Origin of the sequence: Nonomuraea sp. NPDC049309 (genome assembly GCF_043196965.1) — a bacterium.
Taxonomy (GTDB): domain Bacteria; phylum Actinomycetota; class Actinomycetes; order Streptosporangiales; family Streptosporangiaceae; genus Nonomuraea; species Nonomuraea fastidiosa.
Genome location: NZ_JBICSH010000003.1, coordinates 478439 through 499716 on the forward strand (window position 1 = coordinate 478439; position 21278 = coordinate 499716).

The following is a 21278-nucleotide window of genomic DNA, read 5'->3' on the forward strand; positions in this document are numbered from 1 at the left end:
GCCTCACCTCCCGGCCGGTTCGTCGCCGGCTCGTTTGACGTACTCCAGCCACAGCTCGCGCATCTCCTCGGACCGCTCGAGCAGCTCCCGCAGCGTGCCCTCGGCGTGCACCGCGCCGTCGCGCAGCACGATGATCCGGTCGGCGCGTTCCAGCACGCGGGGCCGGTGCGAGGCGACCAGGAACGTGCCGCCGCGCCGCTCGCCCAGGCGGTCCAGCAGGACGCGCTCGGTGCCGGCGTCGAGGGCGCTGGCGAGGTCGTCGATCACGTACAGGTCGCAGTCGCGGACGAACATCCTGGCCAGCGCGACGCGCTGCACCTGGCCGCCGGAGAGCTTGACCCCGCGCGGCCCGACCATGGTGTCCAGGCCGACTTCTGCCTGGTCCAGCACCGCGGATCTGAGCGCGCCGGGCAGGTCCACGTCCTCCTCGCGCAGGCCGAGCAGGATGTTCTCCTTGACCGAGTCGCTGCACAGCCGGGGGACCTGCGCGGTGTACGCCGAGCGCGGCGGCACGAAGAACGTGGCGGGGTCCTCGACGGGCGTGCCGTTCCACATGATCGTCCCGGTGCCGGGCACGAGCCCGAGCAGGGCGCGCAGCAGCGTGGTCTTGCCCGAGCCGACGCGGCCGGTCAGCACGGTGAGCGTGCCGCGTTCGAGCACCAGGTCGATGTCCGTGATGCCGCCGCCGGAGCCGGGGTAGCGGTAGCTCAGCCCCGACACCTTCAGCTCGCGCAGCGGCTCGGCCTCCTGCCGGGCCGGCCCGCCGTCGTCGCCGACGGCCGCGCGCCTCGGCCCGCCGTCGCCGCCGGCCGTCTGCGTCAGCTCGGCCGGGTCGTCCGTGCCGGCCAGCGCGAGCAGCCGGTCGGTGGCCACGGACGCCTGCCGGTACTGCACGAGGATCTGGCCGATGCTGAGCGGCAGCCGGGTGACGAAGAACAGGTAGTAGTCGAAGAGCGCGAAGTCGCCGACGGTGAAGGAGCCGCCGACCATCGGCGCGGCGGCGAGCAGCAGCACCAGCCCGATCCCGAGGTCCACGGCGTTGTAGAAGATCGAGTCGAGCACCTGGCTGAAGACGCCGTCCTTGACCGCCGCCCGCTGCCGCTCGTCGTTGAGCCTGCGGAAGCGGCGCAGCATGTGGGACTCGGCGCCGAGGAGCTTGATGACCTGGGCGGCGTCGAAGATCTCGCCGAGGAACCCGGTGATGGTCGCGGTGGCCTTGCGGCTGTCCTCGCGGTAGCGGCGCACGCGGTTGCTGGCGATGGTGGCCGCGGCGATGACCGCCACCAGCGGCAGCACCACGATGAGCGTGAGCCGCAGGTTGATCTGGATCATCATCCACACCGCGAGCACGGAGAACACCAGCGTCCCGATGAGGGTGACGGGTGCGGTGAGGAAGACGATGATGTCCTGGACGTCGTCGCGGAAGCGGCTGAGCGCCGCGCTCGGCGCGTCCTTGAGCGCGACGGCGCCGGGCCGCCGCAGCACCCGCCGCATGAGGTTGCCCTGGACGAGCCCGGCCGCCGAGTACTGCGCGGTGACGTCCGTGACGGCCGCGCCCAGCGACAGCATCAGCCGGCCCAGCTCCAGGCCGACCATGAGCGCGACGATCGCCCACGGGCTCATGGCGGCGGCGGCCGAGCCGGTGAGCGAGTCGAAGAAGGCGCGTTCCATGGCGCCGGGCACGAGCCGGCCGACGATGAACAGGCCGAGGCAGCACAGCAGGCCGAGGTGGATCCACCGCCTGCGGGCGGCCAGCCGCCAGGTGAGCCGGAGCGTCTTCACCGCTGATCCTCGGAGATGTCGCGCATGAGCCGGGACAGGCGGGATCCGGGGTCGTCCATGAGACGGGTACGCGGCCCGTGCTCGGCGATCCGGCCGTCTTCCAGGATCATGACCTGGTCGGCGTGGGCGAGCGTGGTGAGCCGGTGCGCGATCACGATGGCGGTGCGCCCGCGGAACAGCTCGGCGAACGCCCGGCCGAGCATGCGTTCCGTGGCCGCGTCCAGGCGCGACGACGCCTCGTCCAGGATGACCACGCCGGGGTCGCGCAGCAGCAGCCGGCACAGCGACAGCAGCTGCGCCTCGCCCGCCGACAGGTCGCGTCCGCCGGACTCGATGACGGTGTCCAGGCCGTCGGGGAAGCGCGACAGCCAGTCGCCCATGCCCAGCCGGTCGATCGCGGCGATGATCCGCTCGTCGTCGATGCCGGTGTCGAAGAGCGCCAGGTTGTCGCGCAGGCTGCCGTGGAAGAGCTGGACGTCCTGGGTGACGATGCCGACCCTGCGCCGCAGCTCCTCCTGGCGCAGCTCGCGGATGTCCACCCCGCCCACGCGGACGGCGCCCTCCGTGGGGTCGTACATGCGGGCGACGAGCCTGGCGACGGTCGTCTTGCCGCTGCCGGTACGCCCGAGCACGCCGAGCACGGTGCCGGGTTCGAGCCGGAACGACAGGTCGTGCAGCACCCGGGGCGCATCCTGCCCGTAGGCGAAGGAGACCCGGTCGAACTCCACCGCCGGCGCCGCGCCGCCGGGCAGCTCCGCCCCCGGCCCGTCGGTGACCGACGGCCGGCTCGCGAACAGCTCGGCGACCCGCCGCGCGCTCGCGTTGGCCCGCTGGAGGTCCTGGATCTGCATGCGCACCTCGTGAATCGGCGTGTAGATCGCGTTGGTGTAGGCGACGACGAGGTAGACGGTGCCGATCGTGGCCTCGCCGTGCACGTAGAGGTAGGCGCCCACGGCCAGCGCCGCGCCGTACCCGACGAGGTAGAGGCCGTGCAGCCAGAGGAAGATGAGGTTGGAGCGCACCCTGGCGCGGCGCTGCCAGGTCAGGACGTCGCCGGTGAGGCCGGACAGCCGCCCGAGCACGTGCCCTTCCGCGGCGTTGCCGCGGGTCTCCTCGGTGCTCGACAGCCGCTCCTCCACGAAGCCGAACAGCCGCGCGCTGGACTCCCGCGCCGAGTTCCACGCGTCCACCGCGATGTCGCGCACCTTCGCGAGCACGGTCACGGCGCAGATCGCGTAGATCAGCAGGGCCAGCCCGATGCGCCACTCGGTGAGGAACAGCGAGGTGAAGATGCCGGCGAGCAGCAGCGCGTTGCTGAGGATGAGCAGCAGGGCGCTGGACAGGAAGCCCGCAAGGGCCGTCACGTCGCCGTCCACCCGCTCGATCAGCTCGCCGGGCGTGTGCTCGCGGTGGAAGCGGATGTCCTGCTCCATGCAGTGCCTGGTCAGGTCCAGCCGCAGCTCGTTGGTCATGGACCACGCGGCCTTCTCGCCGATGTAGCTGGAGGTGACCTTGACCGCCTGCAGCACGAACGCGGTCACGAGGTAGGCGAGCGCGGCGGCGACGAGCGGCCCGGTCAGGCCGTCGCCCACGTGGTCCATGTAGGAGCGGACGATCTGTGGCGCGCCCACCTGCAGGAGGGTGCCGGCCAGGAGCACCGCGCCGAGGATCGCGAGCCGCCGCCGCTGCGGGCGGGCGTAGGTGGTGAACAGCGACCACTGGGAGGGCGGGGTGCCGCCGCCAGGACGCGTTCCCGCGTCCAGGAGCGTCATGGGCGGTCCTCGCCGAGGCGCTGGGCGAGCGCCTGCTCCACGCGGGTGGCCAGCTCCGCGACGGTGGGCGCTTCGAAGAGGACGTGCAGGGGCAGGCTCGCCTCGAACGCGTCCTCGATCCTCGCGATGACCTGCAGCGCCAGCAGCGAGTGGCCGCCGAGCGCGAAGAAGTCGTCGTGGACGCCGACCCGGGGCAGCTCGAACAGCTCGGCCCAGACCGCGGCGATCTCCTCCTCCAGCTCGTCGCGCGGCGCCTCGTACGCCGGTCGCGCGACGGAGCCGGGCTCGGGGAGCGCGGCGCGGTCGATCTTGCCGTTCGGGGTGAGCGGCAGCTCGTCCAGCGTCATGTAGACGCCCGGCACCATGGGCGCGGGCAGCCGCGCGCGGAGATGCTCGCGCAGCTCGGCATCGCCAGGCCGGGTGGCCGCCGGGGCTCCGCCGCGACCCGCTGGGCCGGGCTCGGGCACCACGTAGGCGACCAGGCCGTCCTCGGCGGCGGCCACCACGGCCGCGCGCACCCCCGGGTGGGTCCGCAGCGCGGCCTCGACCTCCTCCGGCTCGATCCGGTGGCCGTGCACCTTCACCTGGTTGTCGATCCTGCCCAGCACCACCAGGCCGTCGCCGGGCAGCACGCGGACCAGGTCACCGGTCCGGTACATGCGCGCGCCGGGCGTCTCGGAGAACGGATCGGGCACGAACCGCTCCGCCGTCAGCGCGGGACGGCCCAGATACCCCTGCGCGAGCCCCGCACCGGCGATGTAGAGCTCGCCGGCGCCTCCTGCGGGCACCGGGGCGAGGTGCCGGTCCAGCACGTACAGCCGGGTGCCCGCGATGGGCCGGCCCGCCGGGACCGGATCGGGCACGGCTCCCGGCGGTGACGTCCAGACCGAGCTCCACACGCCGGCCTCCGTCACGCCGTACTCGTTGTAGAGCGTCGCGCCGGGCACCCGCTCGTGGTGCGCGGCCAGCAGCCGGGACGGCACCGCCTCCCCGGCCACGATCACCGTGCGCAGCGAGGCCAGCTGCTCGGGCGCCGCGCAGCCGAGCAGCGCGCCGTAGAGCGAGGGCACGGCCAGCAGGTGCGAGACGCGCTCCCGCTCGATGATCGCGGCGAGCTCTCCGGGGGCGGCCTCGCCGGGGAGCACCAGCCGGCCGCCGGTGGCCAGCGTCCAGAACAGGCCCGCCACCGAGCTGTCGAACGCCGCCGGGGAGACCAGCAGGAAGGCGCCCACGGGGTCGCGGTAGTAGCGCAGCCGGGCCGCCGTCGAGGCGGCGAGCGCGCGGTGCGAGACCACGACGCCCTTGGGCTGCCCGGTGGAGCCGGAGGTGTAGATGACGTACGCGGGCGCGTCCAGCGGCACGGCGGCCTCTCCCGGCGCCGGGACGGGCTCCGCGGCGTCCTCGGGGGCCGGACCGGGGCCGGCGGTGTCGGCTTCGATGATCGCGGGGGTCAGGTCCCGTACCGTGGCGGCGAGGCCGCGCGTGGTGAGCACCGCGGCGGGTGCGGCGTCCGCGATGACGAACCGGATGCGCTCGGGCGGGTGGCCGGGGTCGAGCGGCAGGTACGCCGCGCCCGTACGCAGGATCGCGAGGATCCCGGCGACGAGCTCGGGCGAGCGCTCGATCAGGATCCCCACCACGGAGCCGGGGCCGCAGCCGTGCGCCCGCAGCCGGGCCGCCAGCCTGCCCGCGAGCCCGTCCAGCTCCCGATGGCTCAGCGTCCTGCCGCCGTGGGTGACCGCGGGGGCGCCGGGCGTGGCCGCCGCCCTGGCGCGGATCACCTGGTGGACGGGCTCGCCGATGTCCGGCTCCTCGGACGGGGTCCATGCGGCGGGCAGCTGGTCGCACGGCGGCCACGGCAGCCGCGACAGCGGCACGTCGGGCTGCCGGACGGCGCACTCCAGCAGCGCCGCGAAGCCGGCCAGCATGCGCTCGGCCGTCTCCCGGTCGAACAGGTCGCGGTCGTAGGTGAGCAGCAGGTGCAGGCCCTGCTCGTCCTCGCCGGCCAGCAGCCGCAGGTCGTACAGGGCGGTGCCGTTGTAGAGCTCCAGCGGCCGTACGGTGGCGCCCGGCAGGTCGAGCGGGGTTCCGGTGCCGGCCGCGTACATGAACAGCACCTGGAACAGGGGCGCGCGGGAGCGGTCCCGCGCGGGCCGCAGCTCCTCCACCAGCTTCTCGAAGGGGATGTCCTGGTTCGCGTAGACCTCGCGGGCGGTCGCCAGGACCCGGCCGATGAGTTCGCGGTACGTCGGGTCGCCCGACAGGTCGGCGCGGAACGTGACCGCGTTGACGAAGCAGCCGATCAGCGGCTCGAACTCCGACCTCGCCCGGTTGGTGACCACGCCGCCCACGGTGAAGTCGTCCTGCCCGCTGTAGCGGCCGAGCAGCGCGAAGAACGCGGCCAGCGTGGACATGTGCATGGTCGCGCCCAGCCGTACCGACAGCTCACGCAGCGCCTCCAGCACCGGGGGCGGCAGGGTCAGGCGGACCCGGTCGCCCCGGTGGCGGGCGGTCTCCGGCCTGGGCCGGTCGGTGGGCAGGCGCAGGCCGGGCGCGCCGTCCAGGGCGCGCCGCCAGAAGCCGAGCTGCCGGTCCAGCTCGCCGCCCTGGAGCCGGTCGCGCTGCCAGGCGACGAAGTCGGCGTACTGGGCGGGCAGCGGGGGCGGTTCCGCGCCGCCCTCGGCGATCCGCCGGTAGGCCTGGACGAGGTCGCCGATGAGCACGTCGAGCGACCAGGCGTCGCCCACGATGTGGTGCAGCGCCACGGCGAGGATCCACGACGTCTCCCCGGTGCGGGCCGCGGCGACGCGCAGCAGGGGAGCGCGTTCGATGTCGAACGGCGTCGCGGCGAAATCACGCAGCCACTCCTCGGCGTCGCCGGGCCGCTCCCGCAGGTCGGCGACCTGGAGCGGCACGGTGACCGACGGCTCGATCCGCACCCGCGGCACGCCGCCGGAGGAGGTGAACGCCGACCGCAGCACGTCGTGCCTGGCCACGACGGCGGCGACGGCCCGCTCGGCGACGCCGGGATCGAAGTCCCCGTCGATGCGCCACGCCTCGGCCATGGTGAAGACCGGGTCGTCCGGCTGCATGCGGCTGACGAACCACAGCCGCCGCTGCGCGTGGCTGAGCTCGCCGTCCGCCGCGTCCCCGGGCTCCTGCGGCGGCGGCGCGCCGGTCAGCCGCCTGATCCGCTCGGCGTACCCGGCCAGCGTCCTGGACTCCAGCACGTCGAGCGGGCTCGGCTCCACGCCGAAGGCGTCCCTGACCCGGGACGCGAGCCGGATCATCAGCAGCGAGTGGCCGCCGAGCGCGAGGAAGTCGTCGCCGAGGCCGACGGAGCCGACGTTGAGCAGGTCGCGCCAGATCTCGGCGAGCCGCGTCTCCACCTCGTCGCGCGGCGCTTCGCCGGAGGTCCGCTCGCCCGCCGGCACCGGGTCGGGGAGGGCCTTCCTGTCCAGCTTCCCGTTCGGCGTGCGGGGCAGGCCGGGCAGGACGGTGACCGCGCCGGGCACGAGATGGCCGGGCAGCGTGCGCCGGAGCCGCCGCAGGATGCTCGGCACGGACGGCGCGGCCCCGCCTGCGGGCGTGACGTACGCGGCGAGGATCACATCGCCGCCGCCGTCGTACGGCACGACCAGGGCCTCGCCGACCTCCGGCAGCCGCATGAGCGCCGCCTCGACCTCGCCGGGCTCGACGCGATGCCCCCTGATCTTGAGCTGGTGGTCGGCGCGCCCCAGGAACTCCAGGGTGCCGTCGTTCCGGTAGCGGGCGAGGTCACCGGTGGCGTAGAGACGCGCACCGGGGACGCCGGAGAACGGGTCGGGGACGAACCGCTCGGCGGTCAGTGCGGGCCGGCCGAGATACCCCCTGGCCAGGCAGGTGCCGCCGAGATACAGCTCGCCGGGCACGCCCACCGGCACCGGCCGCAGGTCGGAATCGAGCACGTGGACGGCCGTGCCGGGGATCGGCGCGCCGAGCGACACGGGCACGCCGGGCCGGCACTCCCAGTCGGTGACGTGGATGGCGGCCTCGGCGGGACCGTACAGGTTGACCAGCCGCACGCCCGGATACCGGGCGAGGAAGCGGTCCTGGAGGTCCTGGGGCAGCGCTTCGCCGATACACAGCACGGTGCGGAGCCGGTCCAGCCCGCCCGCGCCCGCGTCGAGGTACGCCCGCAGCATGGTCGGGACGAACTGCGCGATCGTGACGCCGTACTCCTCGATGACCCGGGCCAGATGGAACGGGTCCAGGTGCCCGCGCGGCTCGGTCACCACGATCCCGGCCCCCGCCGTCAGCGGCCAGAACAGCTCCCACACCGACACGTCGAAGGTGAAGCGGGTCTTGAGCAGCACCGCGTCGGAGGCGTCGATGCGGTGCGCGTCCCGCATGCGGTGCAGCTCGTTGCAGACCGCCCTGTGGGTGTTGACGGCGGCCTTGGGCCTGCCGGTCGATCCCGAGGTGAAGATCGCGTAGACGACGTTGTCCGGTGAGACCGCCACGTCCGGGTTCGCCGCGGGGCCGTGGGGCGTGCCGCTGTCCAGCGACAGCGTCAGGCCCGCCCACGCCGCCGCCTTCTCGCGGCCCCGCCGGTCGGCCAGCGTGAGAACCGGCGAGACCTCGGCCAGGAGCGCGGCCACGCGCTCGGCGGGGTCGTCCGGGTCCACGGGCACGTAGCCGCCGCCCGCCTTCAGCACCGCGAGCAGGCCGGCGATCAGCTCGGGCGAGCGCTCCGCGCACACGGCGACCAGCTCCTCCGGCCCCACCCCGAGCGCGATGAGCCGGTGCGCCAGGCGGTTGGCGCGCTCGTTCAGCTCCCGGTACGTCCACGAGCCGCCCGCGAAGGCGACCGCGACGGCGTCGGGCGTCCGCTCGGCCTGCGCCTCGATGAGCCGGTGCAGGCACTCTCCAGAGGCCTCCGGCCGGGGCGCCCGCCACGACTCCAGCAGGTCCCGGTCGCCGGGCGTGAGCGCGGGCAGCGCGGACAACCGCCGCTCCGGGTCGTCGGCGATCGCCTCCAGCAGCAGCTCCAGATGGTCGAGCATGCGCCGGGCGGTGACCTCGTCGAACAGCTCGGTGTCGTAGTTGAGGTAGAGGTCCAGGCCGTCCGGCTCCTCCAGCACCGAGAGCGTGACGTCGAACAGGGCGGTGCGGGTCTCGACGGCGTGCGGCAGCAGGGTCGTGCCGCCGCCGAGCGGCACCTCGCCGTCACCCGGCGGGACGTGCACGTACATGGCCTGGAAGATCGGGGTGATCGACGGGTCGCGGGCCGGGCGCAGCTCTTCGACGATCCGCTCGAACGGCACGTCCTGATTCGCGTACGCGCCCAGCGCCGCCTCGCGCACCCGGCCGAGCAGCTCGGCGAAGGTGGGGTCGCCGGACAGATCCGTACGCAGGGGCACGGTGTTGACGAAGAACCCGACCAGCCGCTCAAGCTCCACCCGGTTGCGGTTGGCCACGGGCGTGCCGACCACGATGTCCCGCTGGCCCGAGTAGCGGGAGAGCAGCACGGTGAAGGCGGCGAAGGCGGTCATGAACAGCGTCGCGCCGTGCTCGACGGCCAGCCTGCGCAGGGCGCCGGAGGTCTCGGCGGGCAGCTTGCCGCGCACCGCCGCGCCTTCGTGGCGGCGGTGCGGCGTGCGCGGGCGGTCGGTGGGAAGGCGCAGCACCGGCGCGTCCGCCAGCCGGTCGCGCCAGTAGGCGAGCTGCCCGGCCAGGACCTCGTCGCCGAGCCGGTCGCGCTGCCAGGCGGCGAAGTCGGCGTACTGCACCGGCAGCTCGGGCAGGTCGGGCGCATCGCCGGTGAGCGCCGCCCGGTACAGCTCGGCGAACTCGGCGAACAGCACGGACTTGGCCCAGCCGTCGCAGACGATGTGGTGGACCACCAGCACCAGCACGGCCTCCTGCGGGCCGGCGCGCAGCAGGGCGGCGCGCAGCAGCGGCGGCGCGGCGAGGTCGAAGGGCTCGTCGGCGAGGCGCCTGATCGCCTCCTCGCTCTCGACCACCGCGAACGGCACCTCCACCTGCTCGCGGATCACCAGGCGGGGTTGCCCGCCGGAGTCGGCGAACCCGGTGCGCAGCACCTCGTGCCTGGCTGCGATCGCGGCGAGGCTCGCGCGCACGGCGTCCTCGTCCACGGTGCCGGCGATGCGGCGGGCGGCGATCACGTTGTAGCGGGGGCTGCCGGGCTGCAGCCGCTCCAGGATCCACATCCGCTGCTGCTCGAACGACAGCGGCGGCGCGGGCGTCCTGGGGACCGGTGTGATCGCCGGGGCAGACGCGCCGCGCCGCCGCGCCATCGCCTGCTCCACCACCCGGGCGAACTCCCGCAGCGTGGGGGCGGAGAACATGGTGCGCGGCGACAGCTCCACGCCGAAGACGTCGTGCACGCGCGCCATCAGGCGGACGATGAGCAGCGAGTGGCCGCCCAGCGCGAAGAAGTCGTCGCCGGGGTGGACCTCCGGGCGGCCGAGCACCATGCTCCAGATGCCGATGAGCTGGTCCTCGACGAGGCTGCGCGGGGCGGCGGGCCCCTGGACGGCGGCCGGCTCCTGGCCCTGCGGCGCGTGCAGCGCCGCGCGGTCCACCTTGCCGGTCGGCGTCAGCGGCAGCGCGCCGACCACGGTCAGCACGGCGGGCACCATGTAGTCGGGCAGCAGGCGGCGGGCGTGCTCGCGCACGCCGGAGACGGTGAGCCGGGCGCCGGGCTCGGGCACGAGGTAGCCGGCGAGCCGCCGGTCGCCGCCGTCGCCCTCGGTGAGCGTCACGGCGGCGTCGCGCACGCCCGGCACCCTGCGCAGGCCCGCCTCCACCCCTTCCAGCTCGATGCGGAAGCCGCGCAGCTTGACCTGCAGGTCGTCGCGGCCCAGGAACTCAAGGCGCCCGTCGGCCAGCAGGCGGGCGATGTCGCCCGTGTCGTACAGGCGGGCGCCGGGTTCGCCGGAGAACGGGTCGGGGACGAACCTGGCCGCCGTCTCGGCCGGCCTGCCCGCATACCCCCGGGCCACGCCGTCACCGCCGATGTAGAGGCGGCCGGGAGCGCCGAAGGGCACCGGCTCGAGGTCGCGGCCGAGCAGGTAGACCCTGGTGCCGGCGATCGGCCGCCCGATCGTGACGCGGTCGCCGGGGACGACGGAGCCCGCCGTGGCGTTCGCCGTCGCCTCCGTGGGGCCGTACAGGTTCCAGATCTCCACATCGGGCAGCAGCTCGCGGGTGCGCTCGGCCAGCGGCTCCGGCAGAGCCTCGCCGCCGAGCAGGACGCGGACGAGCCTGCCCTTGAGGCCGTCGCCCCGGTCGGGCCCGGCGGCTTCGAGCAGGGCCTGCCACAGCGACGGCACGCAGTTGACGGCCAGCGGGCCGGGGTGCTCGCACAGCGCCGCGTGGATCGCCGCGGGATCGGCGGCGGTCTCCGGCGGGAGGAGCCAGACCGTGCCGCCGCGCGCCAGCGGCGCGAGGAGCTGCTTGAGCGAGGCGTCGAACGTCGGACGCGACAGCGCTGGCACCGCGACGTCTCCGACCAGGGCCTCGTTGGCCCAGTCCAGGTACGACGCCAGGCCGCCGTGCTCGACGACCACCCCCTTGGGCACGCCCGTCGAGCCCGAGGTGTGGATGACGTAGGCGGCGTCCGCCGCCGTGACCGTGCCGTCAGGATCCGGCCACGCGCCGTCCGCGGGCTCCACCACCGGCAGGTGGACGACGTCGCCGGGCAGCAGCCCCGCGAGGTGCGGGCCGCCGATGACGGCGGCCGACGCCGCGTTCCGCACGATGAACGCCTGCCGCTCGGCCGGATCGCCGGGATCGACCGGCACGAACGCGGCGCCCGCCTTGAGCACGCCGAGCGCCGACACCAGCCACGGGATCGACGGCTCCAGGCAGATCGCGACCGCCGACCCCCTGCCGAGCCCCCGCTCGCGCAGCCGTGCCGCGAGCGCGTTGGCCGCGCCGTTGAGCCCGGCGTAGGTGAGCGCATCGCCGCCGCACCGGACGGCCACCGCGCCGGGGGAGCGCCGCGCCTGCTCCTCGAAGAGCCTGGTGAACGGCGTGAAGGCGCGGGCCGTGCGCGGCGGGCCCGCCGCGCCCAGCAGCTCGCGCCGCTGCCGCTCGCCGAGCCAGGCGAGCTCGCCGATCGGCCTGCCCGGTGCGGCCAGCGCGGCGTGCAGGAACGTCGCGTACGTCTCCAGCAGGTGCTCGGCGTCGGCCCTGCAGGCGGCGGCCGGGTCGTAGGCGGCCTCCACGACCAGCGAGCCCTCCGCGTCACGCCAGGTCAGGCGGAGCCGCTCGCCGGGCAGCCGGGTGTCCAGCCGGGTGACCACGGCCTCGGCCGCGCCGAGGTCGAAGCGCTCCGGGCAGTCGAGGTATTCGGCGACCATGGCGCGGTCGGCGGCCTCGGCGGGCGCGTGCGCGAGCCAGGTGCCGTGGCCGCTGAGCACCTCGGAGACCTCGCCCGCCACGTCGTCGAACGTGCGGTCGTGCCCGGCGCCGCTCGCCACGGGCAGGCGGTGGGAGTACGGGCCGGGCGCGTCCCGCAGCTCCTCGAACGCCCGGCCGTCGAAGACCGCGTACGTGACGGTCTCGCGGCCGCCGGACATGCGCGAGACCAGCGCCGTCCAGGCGGCCAGCAGCACCGCGAACGGCTCCGTGCCGGTGTCCTTCACGTAGCGGCCGAGCAGCGCCACCGTCTCCGGGGGCAGCGACACGGCCGCAGGCGGCGCGCCGGAGGCGGCGGCGGGCGGCGAGGGGGCCGGCGCATCCGGTGCGGGCGCGGTGGCGAGCGGTGGCCGGGCCGGCTCGGGTGTGCTGGCGAGCGGTGGCCGGGCCGGCTCGGGCGTGGTGGCGAGCGGCCAGGGGAGCGGGGCGTGCCGGGCGGCGTACTCCTCCCAGTAGCGGCGGCCCTCCTGCGCGTCGCCGCCGGCGGCCACCTCGTGCTGCCACTCGGCGAACATCGCGTACTGCACCTCGGCCTCCTGCGGCCGCCGCCCGGCGCGCAGGTCGCGGTAGGCGGCGCAGACGGCGGAGGCGAGGTGGAGCAGGGTGCGGGCGTCCGCGTTCAGCGCGGGCAGCCGCAGCTCCAGCGTCCACGGCGAGCCGGGCCCGCCGGTGAGCCGGGCCCGCACCGTGGGGCCCGTCTCGGCCTCGGCCCCACGGTCCAGGCGTCCGCCCGGCCCGTCGCCGAGCCAGCGGACCGGCCCCGTCTCCAGCAGCGTCTCGTCCACGACCTGGAGCGGGAGCGTCATGGCGGGCAGGCGGCGGAACGCGGTGCGCAGGATCTCGTGCTCGCGCACCACGTGCTCGACCGCCGCGCGCAGGGTGTCCACGTCGAGGTCTCCGGTCAGCCTGATCGTGCAGCCGACCGTGGCCGCGCGGTGGCCTTCCAGCCACAGGGCGGCCTGCTGGGCGGAGAGCCGGTAGCCCTCGACCACCGTGTCACCGGACGCCGTCATGCGGTCACCTCTCCGAGCTTCTCGCGCAGCTTCTGCCGGTCGTACGGGTCGGACATGGCGACGACGACCTTGCGGAGCCCCCGGTACGGTTCCCGCCCGTGCGCCATGAGCATGTTGTCGAGCGCCATCACGTCACCGCGCCGCCAGGGGAAGGCGACCGTGGCCTGCTCGTAGGCGCGGCGGATCTCCTCCAGCTCGGCCGCGGTGAACGGGGTGCCGTCGCCGTACCTGACGTCCCTGGGCAGGTCGTCGGGTGGGAACATCTCGCTCACCGCGGCCCGCGTCTCGGGGTCGAGCGACGAGATGTGGTAGGCGTGCACCTGGTTGAAGAACACCTCGTCGCCGGTGTCCGGGTGGGTGACGATCGCGTCCAGCACCTGGCGGGTCCGCAGCCTGCCGCCGGGCAGCCACTCCCACTCCATGCCGGTCCTGCGGCAGTACGCGGCGACCACCTCGGGGTCCTCGGTCTGGAACGCCACCTGCCAGGGGATGTCGAACCCGTCGTGGTAGTTGCGGATGTACATGACCTTGCGTTCGGCCAGCCGCTCCCGCAGGCCGGGACCGAGCAGCCTGAGCAGCTCGCGCGTGTCGGCGATGGGGGTGGCGCCGCCCTCGCTCGCGGGCGTGATGCAGCAGAACCACAGCGTCATCGGCCAGTAGTAGGAGTAGGCGCTCTCGCTGTGCAGCGGGATGTGCCGCTCGGGCGGGAACTCGGTGGAGGTGTAGACCTTGCCGCCGACCTCCTGCCGGGGCGTGGAGCGTTCGTAGTAGTCCAGCGTCCGCGGTGAGTACGCCTCCACCACCTGCTCGAATGCGGCCGCGTCCGCCACGTCGAAGCCGCGCAGCAGCACCGCGCCGCGCGTGCGCAGGTGCCCGGCCAGCGGCTCGCGGTTGGCCGGGACCCACTCGCGCAGCGCGAGCCCGCCGCCCGACGGTGTGATCACCAGGGGCTGCGAGGGCCCCGGGCCCATCGGCTCGGCGCGGACCAGCGAGTCGCCGGTGACCCGGACCGGCCGCACCTTCTTCGCCTTCACGGCGGCGAAGCTCCTGGCGCCGGACTCGGCCTGCCGCTTGTACGTCATCAATCGCTCCTTCCGCCCGCTGCGCGTCACGTGCCGCCGCAGGTCGCTCAGCCTGATCCCGGGGTCGTCCACGACCGCCTCCAGCAGCCGCCGGTACTCGTGCAGCAGGCGTTCGGCGGTGGACGGGTGGAACAGGTCGTCGCTGTAGGCGAGCGCCGCCACCAGACCCGACTCGGTCTCGGTCAGCGCGAGGTTGAGGTCGAACGTGGTCAGGTCGCTCGGCCGTTCCTGGAGCGTGAGCCTGAGCCCGGGCGCCTCCAGCGCCGGCATCGGCGTGTTGTGCAGCACGAACCACACCCGGGCGAGGGGGATGCGGTGCGCCACACGCTCGGGGCCGAGCATCTCCACGACCTTCTCGAACGGCATGTCCTGGTGGCTGTAGGCGCCGAGCGCCGTCTCCTTGACCCGCTCGATCACCTCGTCGAAGCCCGGGTCGCCGGCCAGGCCGGTACGCAGCACCAGCACGTTGGCGAAGAACCCGACGACGTTCTCCACCTCCCGCCGGGTGCGCCCGGCGATCGGCGAGCCGACCACCAGGTCCTCCTGGCCGGTGCTGTGATGCAGCAGCGCCTTGAAGGCGGCGAGCAGCACCATGAACAGCGTGGCCCCGCGCTCCTCGGCCAGCCGGGCGAGCGCGCCGGTGAGCTCGGCGGGCAGCGCCATGGTGACGCGCCCGCCGCTCAGCGTGGGCTCCTTCGGGCGCGGCTTGTCGGCGGGCAGCGCCACGTCGGGCGGCGCGCCCTCCAGGCGGCTCCGCCAGTACGCCGACAGCGCCTCCAGCCGCGCGCCGCTCAGCCACGAGCGCTGCCAGGCCGCGAAGTCGAGGTAGCGGACCTGCGGTTCGGGCAGCTCGGGCCGTCGGCCCTGCGACAGCGCGTGGTACGCCGCCACCAGCTCGCGCAGCAGCACGCCGACCGACCACTCGTCGATCACGATGTGGTGCAGGGTGAACAGCAGCACCGACTCCTCAGGGCCGGTGCGGATGAGGCGGGTGCGGAACAGCGGGAGCGCGCTCAGGTCGAACCTGGTCCGCGCGTCCTCGCGGATGATCCGCCGCACCTGCTCGTCGTGGTCGTCCTCCCCGGTCAGGTCGGTGACCTCCACCACGACCGGGCCGCTCGGCCGTACCGACTGGACGGGCTCGCCGTCGGCGAGGGAGAAGACGGTCCTGAGCACCTCGTGCCGCTCGACGAGGAGCGACAGCGCGCGGCTCAGCGTCCCGGCGTCCAGCCGTCCTTGCGCGCGGGCCACGATCTGCACGTTGCTCCCGCCCGGGGGCTGCGTCCCGGTGCCGGCGAGGGTGTCGGCGAGCCACAGGCGGCGCTGCGCGAAGGAGACCGGGTGGGCGGGCCGGTCGGGCTGCCGGGCGATGGGCGCGGCCCCGGGCTCCGCCGCCTGCGCCACCCGGGCGAGCCCGGCGACCGTCGGGTGGTCGAAGATGCTGCGCAGGTCCAGCCGCACGCCGAGCGCCTCGCCGATCTCGTAGACGACCTTCGTGGCGAGCAGCGAGTGGCCGCCGAGGCGGAAGAAGTGGCCGTCGGCGCCGACCCGGTCGAGCCCCAGCGTCTCGGCGAAGACGCGCGCGATGGCGCTCTCCGCCTCCGTGCGCGGCGGCAGGTAGGCGCCGGGCTCATGGCGTGCGGCCTGCTCGGCCAGGGCACGCCGGTCCACCTTGCCGTGCCTGGTGCGCGGCAGCGCGCCGGTGACGGCGAACCGGGCGGGCACGAGGCGGGCGGGCAGGCGCTCCGCCGCCCACGCGGCCACGTCATCGGCGTCGAGCGCGCCCGGCTCGTGCGGGACGAGGTGCGCCGACAGCAGCAGGCCGCCCGACGGACCGGGGACGGCCACGACGGCCGCCTCGCGCACGGCGTCGTGCGCCGCCAGGCACGACTCGATCTCGCCCGGGTCGATGCGCACCCCGTGCAGCTTGATCTGGTGGTCGATCCGGCCGAGGAGGGCGATGCTCCCGTCGGGCAGGCGCCGGGCGAGGTCCCCCGTGCGGTACATGCGGGCGCCCGGACGTCCGGCGAACGGGTCGGGCACGAACCGCTCGGCCGTGAGCCCAGGCCGGTCGAGGTAGCCGTACGCCACGCCGATGCCGCCGATGCACACCTCGCCCGTCACCCCGGTGGGCGCGGGCCTGCCGCCGGCGTCCAGGACGTACACCCTGGCGTTCCTGATCGGCCCGCCGATCGGGATGGCGTGCGGTTCGCCGCCCGTCACCCGGTGGAAGGTGGTGGTCATCGTGCACTCGGTGGGCCCGTACTGGTTGACGATGGCGACACCGGGCCCGAAGGCGGCGCGCAGCCGGTCGCAGTCGGTACGGAAGAGCGGCTCGCCGCTGCTCAGCACCGTCGTGACCGAGTCGAGGCGGCGGCCCGCCTTCAGCGCGGCGTCCGCCAGGCCGCGCAGGGTCGTGGGCACGCTGTGGAGGATCCTGGTCACCTGGTGACGCTCGACGGCCTCCGCCGTGGCCGCCGGGTCGAGGCGCTGCTCCTCGGTCGCGATCACGATCGACGCCCCGGCGAGCAGCGGCGCGACGCAGTCGCGCAGCCAGGCGTCGAACGTGAACGGCGCCTGCTGCAGCACCACGTCGTCGCCGGTGATGGCGTACTCGTCGAGGACGTAGCGCAGGTAGTTGGCCACGCCGCGGTGGTGGGCGAGCACGCCGTTGGGCGTGCCCGTTGAGCCCGAGGTGTGCGCGATGTAGGCGACGTCGTCGAGCCCCGGCACGTCGCGGGCGTGCGTTCCCGCCGCCTGCGCCGGCAGCTCGTCCAGGCACAGGACGTCCGCTCCCGCCAGGTCGCGGTGGCGGGCGTCGCAGACCACCAGGCGGCACCCGGCGGCGCGTACGACGCTCTCGACGCGGGCGGGCGGGTCGTCGGTGCCGAGCGCCACGAAGGCCGCGCCCGCCCGCCAGCAGGCCAGCACGCAGGCCACCTGGTCGGGGGAGCGGCCGAGGCGGAGCGCGACCAGGTCGCCCCGCCGCACCCCCGCCCCCGACAGGGCGCCGGCGATGAGCGCGACCCGATCGGCCAGCCCGGCGTAGGTCAGCGTGCCGCCCGGCCACACCACGGCGGTCGCGTCCGGGGTCCGCGCGGCCTGGGCGTCGAACAGCGCCAGGACGGATGCGGCGGGCTCCTCGGCCGCCGTGTCGTTGCAGGCCGCGAACAGGCGGCGCTCGGCGTCCGTCGTGGCGTCCACGGCGGCGACCGCGATCGACGGGCCGGCCGCCGCGGCGCGGGCCACCTGGACGAAACGCTCGGCGAGCAGGCCCGTCTCGCCGGCGGGGTGCCGCTCCGGGTCGAAGGCGAGCAGGACCTCCCAGCCCGCGGCGGTCCGCGTGACGGCGAGTTCGAGGCTCGCGGGAGCGGTACGGCTGCGCAGCGAGGCGATCGCGGGCTCGCCGGCCGTGGAGCGGAAGGCGAAGGCCACCGCCTCGGGCGAGCCGTGCGCGGGCGGCCCGGCGGCGGCCTGCAGGTCCCCGATGTCGCGGGCCAGCCGGTCGAACGTCACGCCGCCGCCGATCTCGCCGGGCAGCGCGGCCCACTGCTCGTACAGGCCGAGCGCGGTCTCCAGGCGCGGGTGCGCGCGGCCGTCCACGGCGGCGATCAGGGGCGCGCCCGCGACGCTCTCCAGGGACGCGGCCCGCAGCGCCACCCGCCAGCAGGCCGCCAGAAAGGCCTGGAGCGGCACCCCCAGGTCCTCGGCGGCGGCGGCGACCTCGCCCAGGTCGTCCGGTCCGAGCCGCAGGCGCGACTCCCGAAGCGGGATGGTCACCGCGGTGCCCGGCCCGGCCGCCGCCTCCCCGGCGAGCTGGCGCTGCCATTCGGCGTAGTCGGCGTACTGCACGGGCGCCTCGGACGGCTCCGGCCGCCGGCCCTGGTAGAGCGCGAGCAGCTCGCGCACCACCGTGCGCATCGAGGTCGCGTCGAGGCAGAGCGCCGGTGCGCTGAGCAGCAGCCGCCGGCCGCCGTCCGGTGCGCCCGTGACGGCGCAACGCAGCAGGGGCGCCGTGTCGAGCGACTGCCCCTTGCGCTCCCTGCGGAGCAGGTCGTCGATGCCGCCCTCGGCGTCGCGGAGCTCGGGCGGGGTGGCGGCCTCGATGACCTGGACGGCGTCGGCCAGGCCGGGAAGCGTGCGCAGGCTCGTACGCAGGATCTCGTGCCGCTCCACCACGCCGGCCAGCGCATCGCGCAGCCGCGCCGCGTCGAACGGCCCCGGCAGGGCGGCGACCGCCTGCGTCCAGTACGCCTCGGGGTCGCGTCCGGCCCACGGCCACAGGCGTTCCTGCTGGGGGGAGAGACGATAGCCCTGGATCTGCTCGCTCATGACGCCACGTCGCCCAGGCGGACCGTCTCTCCCATGGCGACGAGCACGCGCCGTGGCCCGGTGAAGGGCATGCGCCCGTGGGAGACGAGCATGTTGTCGATCATCAGGATGTCGCCTTCCTCCCATGCGAAGCGCACGGCGGCCTGCCAGGCCGTCTTGCGGACGACGTCGAGGTCCGCCGGGTCGATCGGCGAGCCGTCGCCGTAGCGGGCGTTGATGGGCAGGCCGGCCTCGCCGGCGACGGAGGACATGGCGGTGGCCAGCTCCTCGCCGAGGCCGGAGGGATGCCACTGGTCGGCCTGGTTGAACCAGACCCGCTCGCCCGTGCGCGGATGCCGGATCACCGCCGGTCTGACCTGCCTGGTCCACAGGCCGCCGTCGTCCTTCCAGCGGAAGTCGATGTCCCCTTCCGCGCAGTAGCGCTCGACGAAGGTCCTGTCGGCGGTCTCGAACACCTCGCGCCACGACAGCCCGGGCCCGTCGCCGTCGCGCAGGTTGCGCACGTACTGGACGCCGGAGCGGGTGAACGCGGCGACGAGGTCATCGGGCAGCGACTCCAGCACCCGGCGGCAGTCGGCGATCGGCGTCTCGCCGCCGCCGCTCGGGGCCGTCTGGCAGAAGAAGAACAGCTTGCCCGGCCAGGTGTGCGCGTACGACAGCTCGTTGTGCAGTGAGATCGTGTAGCCGGCCGGGTACTCGGTGGAGGTGTAGACCCCGTCCGCCAGCGCGGTGCGCGGCGACGAGCCCTCGACGTAGTGCAGCAGCTCGGGGACGAACACCAGCGCGAACCGCTCGAACTCCTCCTTCGTCCGCACGCCGAAGCCGCGGAACAGGATCGCGCCGCACTCGAGCAGCCGGCGCTCCAGCTCCTCCCGGTGCGCCTCGGCCCACGAGACGGGCTCCACCGGCCGTGCCGCCGTCACCACCAGGGGCAGTGGCCGGTCGGGGGCGAGCGGGCCCATGGTCACGGCGTCGCTCGCGTCGAGGACGACCGCCTTGCGCCGCATGACGGGCAGGTCACCGGGGGTGGCGTTCATGGCGTGCTCCTTCGCGGGCTGCGCGGCCGCCGCCTCGCCGAGCAGGGACTCGAACTCCCCGGCGAGGGCGGCGGCGGTGCGCTCGGTGAACAGGTCCGCGTCGCAGACGAGATGGCCGTGCAGGACGCCGGGGGCGTGCTGCAGGTACAGCGTCAGGTCGTACTTGGTGGTGATGGTGGCGCTCGTGTCCATCCGGCTCGTGACGCAGCCGGGCAGCTCCGGCGCCTCGGAGGCGGTGATGACGTTGAGCACGGCGGCGAACGGCTCCGGCCGGGTCACGCCCCAGGCGGTGCGCAGCGCGTCCACGACCTTCTCGTACGGGACGTGCTGGTAGCGGTGGGCCCTGGCGACGGCCCCGTGCACCCGCGACACCAGCTCGTCCACGCCCGGTCCGCCGGACAGGTCCACGCGCAGCGCGGCCGGGTTGGTGAAGCAGCCCACCAGGTCCTCGACGTCGCCGTGCACCCGGTTGGCGAAGGGCACGCCGATGACGACCTGGTCGTCTCCCGTCCTGCGGGCGAGCAGCCGGGCGAAGGCGGTGAGCGCCATCGTGAACATGGTCGTGCCGTGCGAGCGGGCGGCGGCTTCGAGCCGCGCCGCCGTACGGCCGGGGACTCGCACCCGGTGGACGACGGCGCGTCCGCTCCGCCGCGGCCCGCGGGGCAGGTCCGTGGGCAGCGGCCTGCCGTCGCGTGCCGGGGCGAGCTCGCGCGTCCAGTAGCGCAGCGCCTCCTCCTCGTCGCGCTCGATGAGGCGGGCCTCGCGCGCCGCGTACTGCCCGTAGGTGATCGGCGGCTCGGGCAGCGGCGAGGGCAGGCCGCGCGAGAACGCCGCGTACAGCAGCCCCAGCTCGCGGTAGACGGTGGTGAAGGCGACGTCGTCGGCCGCGATGTGGTGCGCCACCAGGATCAGCGCGTGGTCGCGGTCGCCCATCCGCACCAGGCGCAGCCGCAGCGGCGGCTCGGCGGTCAGGTCGAACGGCCGGTGCGCCTGTGCCCGTACGAGGCGCAGCAGCGCCTGCTCGCGCTTCGCGTGCGGCACGTGGTCGAGCGCGTCCCTGGCCAGGCCGCCCGCCGAGGGCATGACCTCGGCGACGGGACGGCCCTGCCGGGCGGGATAGCGCGTGCGCAGGACGGCGTGCCGCCTGACGATCTCGCCGAGCGCGCGCTCCAGCGCGGCGACGTCCAGCGGGCCCGCGATCCGTACGGCGTCGCAGATCGTGTACGCGCTGCTCTCCGGGTCGAGCGCCTGCAGGAACCAGTGCCGCAGCTGCGCGGACGACAGGACCGCCGCGTCGGAGGCCGCCATGGGCGCCTGGCGGGGCGCGGCCGCCACCCTGCGCGCCAGGCCCGCGATCGTGGGCTCGTCGAACAGGCTCGCCACCGGCAGCTCGACGCCGAACTCCGCCCGTATCCGGGACACCAGCCGCACGGCGAGCGCGGATTGGCCGCCCGAGGCCCAGAAGCCGTCGTGGACGCCGGGCTCGGGAACGCCGAGGACCTCCGACCACAGCGCGGCGAGGCGTTCTTCCACCGGCGTGGCGGGCGGCGCGTACGGCGTGCCGGGCTCGAACGGCACGGCGCCGGGCGGTGGAAGCGCGTTGCGGTCCACCTTGCCGCTCGGCAGGACGGGCAGCGAGCGCACCCTGATGAATTCCGCCGGCACCACGGCATGCGGAATGCGTTGTGCCACGAAATGCCGGATTTCGGCGGAGCTGAGGGTTCCGTACTTTTTCTCCGCGATATAGGCGACCAGTTTGATGGAGGCGCCGTCACGGCCCGGCTCCGCGAGCGCGGAAAGACGGGAAAGGAGCATTTCCTGTTGTGTTCCGGT

5 protein-coding genes are annotated in these 21278 nt (G+C 74.8%); all 5 read right to left on the reverse strand.

The features are described from left to right. Window positions 1-3: 3 nt before the first annotated feature. From ACGFIM_RS22900 to ACGFIM_RS22920, 5 genes are read right to left on the reverse strand one after another with little or no spacing between them, the layout of a single operon-like run. On the reverse strand, window positions 4-1782 hold the full coding sequence (locus ACGFIM_RS22900) for an ABC transporter ATP-binding protein (protein WP_393203326.1): 1779 nt from the start codon (window positions 1780-1782) through the stop codon (window positions 4-6). Beyond that, a complete protein-coding gene (locus tag ACGFIM_RS22905) occupies window positions 1779-3554 on the reverse strand; it encodes an ABC transporter ATP-binding protein (protein WP_393203328.1) in 1776 nt (591 codons plus the stop codon). The genes ACGFIM_RS22900 and ACGFIM_RS22905 overlap by 4 nt, the downstream gene beginning before the upstream one ends. After that, complete coding sequence (locus ACGFIM_RS22910) at window positions 3551-12994, reverse strand: amino acid adenylation domain-containing protein (RefSeq protein ID WP_393203330.1); 9444 nt, start codon at window positions 12992-12994, stop codon at window positions 3551-3553. Before ACGFIM_RS22910 ends, ACGFIM_RS22905 begins: the two co-directional genes overlap by 4 nt. Further along, on the reverse strand, window positions 12991-18408 hold the full coding sequence (locus ACGFIM_RS22915) for an amino acid adenylation domain-containing protein (RefSeq protein ID WP_393203332.1): 5418 nt from the start codon (window positions 18406-18408) through the stop codon (window positions 12991-12993). The genes ACGFIM_RS22910 and ACGFIM_RS22915 overlap by 4 nt, the downstream gene beginning before the upstream one ends. Continuing rightward, window positions 18405-21110 (reverse strand): condensation domain-containing protein, encoded by a 2706-nt coding sequence (locus ACGFIM_RS22920; RefSeq protein WP_393203334.1) that lies wholly within the window; start codon window positions 21108-21110, stop codon window positions 18405-18407. Before ACGFIM_RS22920 ends, ACGFIM_RS22915 begins: the two co-directional genes overlap by 4 nt. Between the last annotated feature and the right edge of the window lie 168 nt (window positions 21111-21278).